General features: G+C 41.9%; 5 protein-coding genes, 17 tRNA genes and 1 rRNA gene. 22 read left to right on the top strand and 1 reads right to left on the bottom strand.

All coding sequences use genetic code 11. From position 1 onward, the window contains the following. The first annotated feature begins 175 nt into the window (after positions 1 to 175). The 18 genes from rrf (at position 176) to ACFOU2_RS10605 (ending at position 2,077) form a co-directional block, all read left to right on the top strand. Positions 176 to 291, top strand: a 5S ribosomal RNA gene (gene rrf / locus ACFOU2_RS10690). Positions 292 to 300: 9 nt separating this feature from the next. Beyond that, positions 301 to 375: transfer RNA gene (locus tag ACFOU2_RS10685), tRNA-Asn, on the top strand. A gap of 3 nt (positions 376 to 378) precedes the next feature. After that, positions 379 to 470: transfer RNA gene (locus tag ACFOU2_RS10680), tRNA-Ser, on the top strand. Between the two features lie 21 nt (positions 471 to 491). Continuing rightward, positions 492 to 566: transfer RNA gene (locus ACFOU2_RS10675), tRNA-Glu, on the top strand. Positions 567 to 573: 7 nt separating this feature from the next. After that, positions 574 to 649 (top strand) — tRNA-Val (locus tag ACFOU2_RS10670). A 20-nt stretch (positions 650 to 669) separates the two neighbouring features. After that, positions 670 to 746 (top strand) — tRNA-Met (locus ACFOU2_RS10665). 72 nt (positions 747 to 818) lie between these two features. Next, a tRNA-Asp gene (locus ACFOU2_RS10660) sits at positions 819 to 894 on the top strand. 10 nt (positions 895 to 904) lie between these two features. Beyond that, positions 905 to 980: transfer RNA gene (locus ACFOU2_RS10655), tRNA-Phe, on the top strand. A gap of 10 nt (positions 981 to 990) precedes the next feature. Further along, positions 991 to 1,066: transfer RNA gene (locus tag ACFOU2_RS10650), tRNA-Thr, on the top strand. 134 nt (positions 1,067 to 1,200) lie between these two features. Next, positions 1,201 to 1,285: transfer RNA gene (locus ACFOU2_RS10645), tRNA-Tyr, on the top strand. A gap of 5 nt (positions 1,286 to 1,290) precedes the next feature. Further along, positions 1,291 to 1,364, top strand: a tRNA-Trp gene (locus ACFOU2_RS10640). Between the two features lie 12 nt (positions 1,365 to 1,376). Beyond that, positions 1,377 to 1,452, top strand: a tRNA-His gene (locus tag ACFOU2_RS10635). 25 nt (positions 1,453 to 1,477) lie between these two features. Continuing rightward, a tRNA-Gln gene (locus ACFOU2_RS10630) sits at positions 1,478 to 1,552 on the top strand. Positions 1,553 to 1,556: 4 nt separating this feature from the next. Then, positions 1,557 to 1,631: transfer RNA gene (locus ACFOU2_RS10625), tRNA-Gly, on the top strand. A 12-nt stretch (positions 1,632 to 1,643) separates the two neighbouring features. Then, a tRNA-Cys gene (locus ACFOU2_RS10620) sits at positions 1,644 to 1,718 on the top strand. A 10-nt stretch (positions 1,719 to 1,728) separates the two neighbouring features. After that, positions 1,729 to 1,817: transfer RNA gene (locus ACFOU2_RS10615), tRNA-Leu, on the top strand. Between the two features lie 32 nt (positions 1,818 to 1,849). Next, positions 1,850 to 1,931: transfer RNA gene (locus tag ACFOU2_RS10610), tRNA-Leu, on the top strand. A 72-nt stretch (positions 1,932 to 2,003) separates the two neighbouring features. Continuing rightward, positions 2,004 to 2,077: transfer RNA gene (locus tag ACFOU2_RS10605), tRNA-Gly, on the top strand. Between the two features lie 131 nt (positions 2,078 to 2,208). Here ACFOU2_RS10605 and ACFOU2_RS10600 read toward each other — a convergent pair. After that, positions 2,209 to 2,874: a B3/B4 domain-containing protein gene (locus tag ACFOU2_RS10600; protein ID WP_377914888.1), complete on the bottom strand. Its 666-nt coding sequence runs from the start codon at positions 2,872 to 2,874 to the stop codon at positions 2,209 to 2,211. Positions 2,875 to 2,997: 123 nt separating this feature from the next. Here ACFOU2_RS10600 and queG point away from each other — a divergent pair, with 123 nt between their 5' ends. The 4 genes from queG to ACFOU2_RS10580 all read left to right on the top strand — a co-directional run bounded on the left by queG (position 2,998) and on the right by ACFOU2_RS10580 (position 7,925). After that, positions 2,998 to 4,140 carry a tRNA epoxyqueuosine(34) reductase QueG gene (gene queG, locus ACFOU2_RS10595; protein WP_377914910.1) on the top strand — a complete coding sequence of 381 codons (1,143 nt, stop codon included), beginning with the start codon at positions 2,998 to 3,000 and terminating at the stop codon, positions 4,138 to 4,140. 67 nt (positions 4,141 to 4,207) lie between these two features. Next, on the top strand, positions 4,208 to 5,095 hold the full coding sequence (locus ACFOU2_RS10590) for an amidase domain-containing protein (RefSeq protein ID WP_377914885.1): 888 nt from the start codon (positions 4,208 to 4,210) through the stop codon (positions 5,093 to 5,095). Between the two features lie 60 nt (positions 5,096 to 5,155). Beyond that, positions 5,156 to 5,638, top strand: a complete 483-nt coding sequence (gene trmL / locus ACFOU2_RS10585; RefSeq protein ID WP_377914908.1) for a tRNA (uridine(34)/cytosine(34)/5-carboxymethylaminomethyluridine(34)-2'-O)-methyltransferase TrmL — start codon at positions 5,156 to 5,158, stop codon at positions 5,636 to 5,638. 391 nt (positions 5,639 to 6,029) lie between these two features. Further along, the gene (locus tag ACFOU2_RS10580) at positions 6,030 to 7,925 is read left to right on the top strand and encodes a PrkA family serine protein kinase (RefSeq protein WP_377914883.1); all 1,896 of its coding nucleotides are present in this window, start codon (positions 6,030 to 6,032) and stop codon (positions 7,923 to 7,925) included. Positions 7,926 to 8,010: the final 85 nt, after the last annotated feature.

Raw genomic sequence — 8,010 nt, 5'->3', positions numbered from 1 at the left:
GATAGGTCAGAGATGGAAGCGTGGTGACACGTGGAGTTGACTGATACTAATCGATCGAGGACTTAACCAATTTAAAAAGCACTACGTGCTTTCCTCAGTACTTGTTATCTAGTTTTGAAGGAATAACTTTAAAAAAGAGTTGAAATTTCTTCACAATCATGTATAATATAATATGTCTGGTGATGATGGCGAAGAGGTCACACCCGTTCCCATGCCGAACACGGAAGTTAAGCTCTTCAGCGCCGATGGTAGTTGGGGGTTTCCCCCTGTGAGAGTAGGACGTTGCCAGGCTGATATGATTCCACAGTAGCTCAGTGGTAGAGCAATCGGCTGTTAACCGATCGGTCGTAGGTTCGAGTCCTACCTGTGGAGCCATTTGGAGAGCTGTCCGAGTGGCCGAAGGAGCACGATTGGAAATCGTGTAGGCGGTTAACGCTGCCTCAAGGGTTCAAATCCCTTGCTCTCCGCCATATAAGTGATTTTATTTAAATGGCCCGTTGGTCAAGCGGTTAAGACACCGCCCTTTCACGGCGGTAACACGGGTTCGAATCCCGTACGGGTCACCATTATAATGGAGGATTAGCTCAGCTGGGAGAGCACCTGCCTTACAAGCAGGGGGTCGGCGGTTCGATCCCGTCATCCTCCACCATGTACATGTAAATTTATTATCGCGGGGTGGAGCAGTCTGGTAGCTCGTCGGGCTCATAACCCGAAGGTCGCAGGTTCAAATCCTGTCCCCGCAACCAACTCCAACTTCTTTGAATTTCATCTTTGGGAGTTCGCGCAAAATATCGTAAGATATTTTAAGCAAAATGTGTGGTCCCGTGGTGTAGTGGTTAACATGCCTGCCTGTCACGCAGGAGATCGCGGGTTCGAGTCCCGTCGGGACCGCCATTTATAAAAAGGCTCGGTAGCTCAGTCGGTAGAGCAAAGGACTGAAAATCCTTGTGTCGGCGGTTCGATTCCGTCCCGAGCCACCATTTCTTAAACGCCGGTGTAGCTCAATTGGTAGAGCAACTGACTTGTAATCAGTAGGTTGGGGGTTCAAGTCCTCTCGCCGGCACCATTTAAAGAAAAGCAAAGGCGACTGTTCAATCTTGAAAGGCGTTGGAGCTTATGACCGGAAAACCGCTCTTTGGTTTCATGGACATAAGTGAAACGACTGAAAGATTAGGAGCCATAGCTAGACATTCGAATAATGGAGGGGTAGCGAAGTGGCTAAACGCGGCGGACTGTAAATCCGCTCCCTCAGGGTTCGGCGGTTCGAATCCGTCCCCCTCCACCATTTACAGGGGCATAGTTTAACGGTAGAACAGAGGTCTCCAAAACCTCCGGTGTGGGTTCGATTCCTACTGCCCCTGCCAATTTGAAATATGGCGGTTGTGGCGAAGTGGTTAACGCACCAGATTGTGGCTCTGGCACTCGTGGGTTCGATTCCCATCAATCGCCCCATATATTATAATAGTAGTAAAATGATTGGGCTATAGCCAAGCGGTAAGGCAACGGACTTTGACTCCGTCATGCGTTGGTTCGAATCCAGCTAGCCCAGCCATATTGCGGAAGTAGTTCAGTGGTAGAACACCACCTTGCCAAGGTGGGGGTCGCGGGTTCGAATCCCGTCTTCCGCTCCATTGTTTATATAAGGCGGCATAGCCAAGTGGTAAGGCCAAGGTCTGCAAAACCTTTATTCACCGGTTCGAATCCGGTTGCCGCCTCCATGTATTTGTCGCCGGGGTGGCGGAACTGGCAGACGCACAGGACTTAAAATCCTGCGGTAGGTGACTACCGTACCGGTTCGATTCCGGTCCTCGGCACCATTTATTTTTGTTTATTGTTTAGCTTTGAATACGCCGGTGTGGCGGAATTGGCAGACGCGCACGACTCAAAATCGTGTTCCTTCTGGAGTGTCGGTTCGACCCCGACCACCGGTATCAAGCTTTTATTTAACAGGAGAAATACCTGTTTTCTTTTTGTTTTATGTTCGACAAATTATGATAAAATATGCGGGTGTAGTTTAATGGTAAAACCTCAGCCTTCCAAGCTGATGTCGTGGGTTCGATTCCCATCACCCGCTCCATACATATCGGTTACAACGCAGTGTTTCGTTTCCATCATAAAACGGGGTATTGCGTTTTTTTTATTTGTTGTGAAACATGCCAGAGAAGGAGGTGCCCTTTAAACTGAGAATAAAAGGCACTTTTTAATTGTCTACATTTTAATTGAAAATGTAGCTTCTCCTCCATGTATTTGCAAAAACATGTCTTTCAGAGACTCTGTGAGTTTAACGGCTTTTTCCATTGGCAATGACGGACGTAAATAGATGATTTGAATCGCTTCTGTTGTTTTCTCTGTTACAGGGGCTCTCTTTGAATCTACGTATGGGCTGCCAAATGCTCCTTGTTCATCGCTTGAAATGATCTTGTTTTTCAAGGAAACCTCTCGTTCATTCAATGCCAAATAATGCTCATCCTCGTTTCCGGTACGAATGAGAATATCTCTCCCTAAAGTGCTGCAGTCGTATATTCCAATTGGTATTTCATATTGTAAGGAGAAAAAATTATTGAGATCAACTGCTGAATTGATGGATGTAAGATAGGTTTGCTTTTTAATCCGACGGAACAATGCTTCCACTGAAGGCCGATATTTACCTGGGTCTGTGCCAATTGTTTTAAATACTTTTCGCCATTCTGCCACTCCTTGTATGTCAGAAACTGATTTTGTTTCTAAGTCAAAAAAGATGGATTCTTGAAACAAGCGCAGTCTTCCTTTTAACATTTGAGGAGATTCTCCAATAGAAATATGTTTATACTGTATAATGCCAATTTTAAAATCTGGAATCTTTGCTTTAATATCAGAATGAATATTGATTTCCATTTACTTACTCTCCCTTATTAGGCTGTTATCCTTTATTATAATGATTGTTGAGCTGAAATGAAATTAAACGGTCGCTCAGACTTTTCAATAAATGAATATAGAAAGAGAGGAGGAAACTGAATGATAGACGTTCTACAGCTAAAACAAGACATTATTGCTTATAGTAAAACGATTGGAATCGATAAAATTGGATTTACCAGTGCTTCAATATTTGACGAGTTAAAAGGAAGGCTAATTGCTCAACAACAATTAGGATATCAGTCAGGTTTTGAGGAGCCCGATATTGAGAAACGAACGAATCCTGAGTTATTGCTTCCAAAAGCAAGATCAATTATCGCCATTGCACTTGCTTATCCTTCAAAGCTAAAAAACGCTCCAAAAAGCACAAAGGAAGAACGAAGAGGTATTTTTTGTAGGGCTTCATGGGGACAAGACTATCATACGGTCTTGCGGGACCGTCTTGAGAAATTAGAGCAATTCATTTTAGAGAAAATGCCAGAAGCTAAGGTGAAATCCATGGTAGATACAGGCGAACTTTCAGATCGGGCAGTTGCCCAGCGTGCTGGGATAGGGTGGAGTGGAAAAAACTGTTCTATCATTACCCCTGAATTTGGATCTTATGTCTATTTGGGAGAAATGGTTACAAACATCCCGCTTCCTCCGGATGCCCCGATAGAAGATCGATGCGGAACGTGTAATAAGTGTATAGAAGTATGTCCAACAGGTGCATTGGTAGGACCGGGTCAGTTAAATTCACAGCGATGTATTGCATTTTTGACGCAGACTAAAGGATTTCTTCCTGAAGAGTTTCGGGCCAAGGTGGGAAATCGATTATATGGCTGTGATACATGCCAAACAGTGTGTCCGGAAAATAGAGGGAAAGACTTTCATCTTCATGCAGAGATGGAGCCTGATCCGGAATTAGCCAAGCCTTTATTGAAACCATTACTTCATATGAGCAATAAAGAGTTCAAAGAAAAGTTCGGGCATGTATCCGGTTCATGGCGAGGAAAAAAACCGATTCAGCGTAATGCCATTATCGCTTTAGCCCATTATAAAGATAAGACGGCTGTCCCAGATTTAGTAAAGCTTCTAAAAGAAGATGTTCGTCCTGTTATTAGAGGAATGGCTGCGTGGGCTTTAGGAAAAATAGGTGATCAAGCAGCATTATCAGCCTTAGAGAAAGCATATGAGCGAGAACAAGAGGAAGACGTGTTAAAAGAAATCCAAAAAGGTTTAGAAATGCTCCATATGCAAAGTGAGTGAATTTTGTGTTAAACAGGTGTGGTTTCATCATAGCGTTATAATAAAACGTATGAAAGCGGTGAAACCTTTGTTGACCAAAAAACAACTACTCCATGCCTTAATTACAGCAAGGGCAGAATACTTAGTCAATGGTCGTGCGAAAAAGGATTTTTCTTCCTTTATTTATTCTCAAGCCGAACAAAAAGCAGCTTCACTCCAAAAACGAGGAGCCGAAATTGTTAAGTGTAACGCCAGAGGCTGGATTCGTTCTATCAAAGAAAATGAAGCGAAAGAAGATGTGTTGTATCATGTTCATCTTCAGTCATTGATCAAGCAAGGGACATTTTTTTATATAGAGGAAGAAATAGAATCACGGTTGGCTGTTTTTTATAAAGATACGCTTATTACCGATCAAATAGTCAATCCTGTTGGAGAAAAACAAACTTTAGAAGATGTGATGGAATATGAATCGAAAGAAGAAGTGAGATCTTCCTACCATTATAACCGTTTAGCCGTCGTTCGGTATGCGGAAACATGGTGGAACAGTTATAACCCAAAATATAAGAAGTTTGCTGTTGATTGTACGAACTTTATATCTCAGTGTGTCCATGAGGGCGGCGCACCGATGAGAGGGTATCCGAATAAGGGGAAGGGTTGGTGGATGCAAAACAATTCATGGAGTTACAGCTGGGCGGTTGCTCATGCCTTCCATGCTTACTTGAAGAATTCTACTACCGGTTTACGGGCAAAGCAGGTATCCAATCCGGTGCTTCTTATGCCGGGAGATGTGATTTGCTATGATTTTGAAGGTGATGGCAGATGGAATCATACAACAGTAGTAGTGGCAAAAGATGCAAACGATATGCCTCTTGTGAACGCCCATACGTATAACAGCCGTATGAGATATTGGGCGTACGAGGATTCATCAGCTTATACCCCTAATATTAAATATGCGTTTTTTCGTATTGTTGGTTAGATGGAGTACTTTTGTTTTAAGAAGATAGTGGTATAATGAGAATTAGATTTTTTGTTAGAGGTGAAATGTGTGGGACTACATGTTGTTTTATATCAACCAGAAATTCCAGCCAATACAGGCAATATTGCCAGAACTTGCGCTGCAACAGGAACAACTTTACATTTAATTCGTCCTTTGGGGTTTTCAACAGATGATAAAATGTTAAAACGTGCTGGATTGGATTATTGGGAGCACGTGGAGGTTGTATATCACGATTCCTTAGAGGAATTTTTCGAAGAGTACAAAGAGGGGCAATTTTATTTCATTACGAAGTTCGGGCAAAAGACGTATAGTACGTTTGATTATACGGATCCAAATCAAGATTACTTCTTTATATTTGGCCGCGAAACAACTGGCCTTCCTAAAGAGGTCATTTCAAATAATATGGAGCGCTGCCTGCGTATTCCGATGAACGATAAAGTAAGAGCTTTAAATTTATCGAATACAGCTGCCATTCTTATTTATGAAGCTCTAAAGCAGCAAAACTTTCCGGGGTTATCATAAAACCCGGATAGGAAATGCAACATAAAAAGCCTTGTCATCTTTTGGAGATGACAAGGCTTTCATTTTATGAAAAAAATTATTTGCGTTTTACTCCAGGCTTGTCATTATATCCAGCCGTAAAAATCGCTGATAAGAATGTTAACATAACACCTAGCACTAAAATCGTTCTCACCGCTGTGTTCCTCCTTTAATTTGTTTTACTTTCTCCACAATAGGTCATAAATTTATTATAGCCCATGTGTCTATCCGTGTGAACGGAAAGTATGAGCAAAATTTAACAAAATGTTTAAAGTTTTTAGATTCACAAAATGAAAAAAAGCATGTTCAAGGACATCCCCGCATAAAGTGTATTAATCTTGATCAGTAGCATCAATGGTAGGGAGGTTCTTTAATGGATATATTAAAAAAGATTGAAATGTACCGCGAAGAAGAACAAAGGCTCAAATGGGAAGGCACCTTCGCAGAGTATCTAGAGGTTATAAAACGGAAACCTTGGGTCGCTCAGTCGGCACATTCCAGAGTTTACAATATGATCAAAGATGCTGGTTTTGAAGAAGTGAATGGAAAAAGAAACTATCAATTTTTCAGCGGACAACTGTTTGGGTTAGAGGATGCATTAGAGCGGCTTGTGGAGGAATACTTCCATCCGGCAGCAAAACGTCTAGACGTTCGAAAAAGAATTTTGTTACTAATGGGACCTGTCAGCGGCGGTAAATCTACACTTGTAACAATGCTTAAAAGAGGGCTGGAGGCGTATTCCCATACAGATAACGGCGCTATTTTCGCTATAAAAGGATGCCCAATGCATGAAGATCCGCTGCATCTTATTCCGCATCATCTTCGTCAAGATTTTTATAAGGAATATGGTATTCGTATAGAGGGTAACCTGTCTCCTCTTAACATGATGCGCCTTGAAGAAGAATATGGCGGACGAATAGAGGATGTGTTGGTTGAAAGAATTTTCTTATCTGAAAACAAGCGTACCGGGATCGGAACGTTTAGCCCTTCGGATCCAAAATCTCAAGATATTGCCGATTTAACGGGAAGCATTGATTTTTCAACAATTGCCGAATTCGGCTCAGAATCTGATCCGCGAGCTTATCGTTTTGATGGTGAATTAAATAAAGCCAACCGCGGAATGATGGAATTCCAAGAGATGTTAAAGTGTGATGAGAAGTTTTTATGGCATTTACTATCGTTGACACAAGAAGGGAATTTTAAAGCTGGCCGTTTTGCGTTAATTAGTGCAGATGAACTCATTGTCGCCCATACGAATGAAACAGAGTATCGTTCATTTATTGCCAATAAGAAAAATGAAGCCCTTCACTCGCGTATTATCGTCATGCCGATTCCATATAACTTAAAAGTGAGTGAAGAAGAGCGCATCTATGAAAAAATGATTAGCGAAAGTGATGTATCAGATGTACACATTGCTCCACATACACTTCGTGTAGCTGCCATGTTTACGATTTTAACCCGCTTGAAAGAGCCGAAAAAAGGTGACATCGATTTAGTGAAAAAAATGAGGCTGTATGATGGGCAAGCGGTGGAAGGCTATAATGATGCAGATGTAGAGGAATTGCAGAAGGAGTACCCAGATGAAGGAATGAGCGGCATTGATCCGCGTTATGTCATTAATCGGATTTCATCGACAATCATCCGTAAAGAAGTAAAATCCATCAATGCACTTGATGTCCTGCGCTCGCTCAAAGAAGGGCTGGATCAGCATCCATCTATTTCGAATGAAAATCGTGAGCGCTATTTAAACTGCATTTCTTCAGCACGAAAAGAGTACGATGAAATTGCGAAGAAGGAAGTACAAAAAGCGTTTGTGTATTCATATGAAGAATCGGCTAAGACGTTAATGGATAACTATTTGGATAACGTTGAAGCATATTGCAATAAAAATAAGCTGCGTGATCCGCTCACAGGTGAAGAAATGAATCCAGATGAAAAGCTTATGCGCTCGATCGAAGAGCAAATCGGCATTTCCGAAAATGCGAAGAAAGCGTTCCGCGAAGAAATTTTAATTCGAATTTCTGCTTTTGCACGCAAAGGAAAACGGTTTGAATATAATTCTCATGAGCGTTTGCGTGAAGCGATCCAGAAGAAGCTGTTTGCAGACTTGAAAGATGTAGTGAAAATTACGACATCGACCAAAACACCAGATGAACAGCAGTTGAAGAAAGTCAATGAAGTAGTGGCTCGGTTAATCGACGAACACGGATATAATTCAGTTTCGGCTAATGAGTTGCTTCGTTATGTTGGAAGCTTATTAAACCGATGAGAGAAGCGCTGCCTTTTGGCAGTGTTTTTTGTATGCTTAAGGTTTAAAAGTAGCAGATAACGGGAATTGAACAACAAGAGGTGAT

Source organism: Bacillus songklensis (assembly GCF_042649685.1).
GTDB lineage: Bacteria > Bacillota > Bacilli > Bacillales > Bacillaceae_H > Bacillus_BA > Bacillus_BA songklensis.
This window is presented reverse-complemented; position numbering and strand designations above follow the sequence as displayed.

Bases quoted from the DNA above. Each gene is read 5' to 3' on its own strand.
- ACFOU2_RS10580 (WP_377914883.1), top strand. From the start codon at position 6,030: ATGGATATATTAAAAAAGATTGAAATGTACCGCGAAGAAGAACAAAGG.
- ACFOU2_RS10600 (WP_377914888.1), bottom strand. From the start codon at position 2,874: ATGGAAATCAATATTCATTCTGATATTAAAGCAAAGATTCCAGATTTT.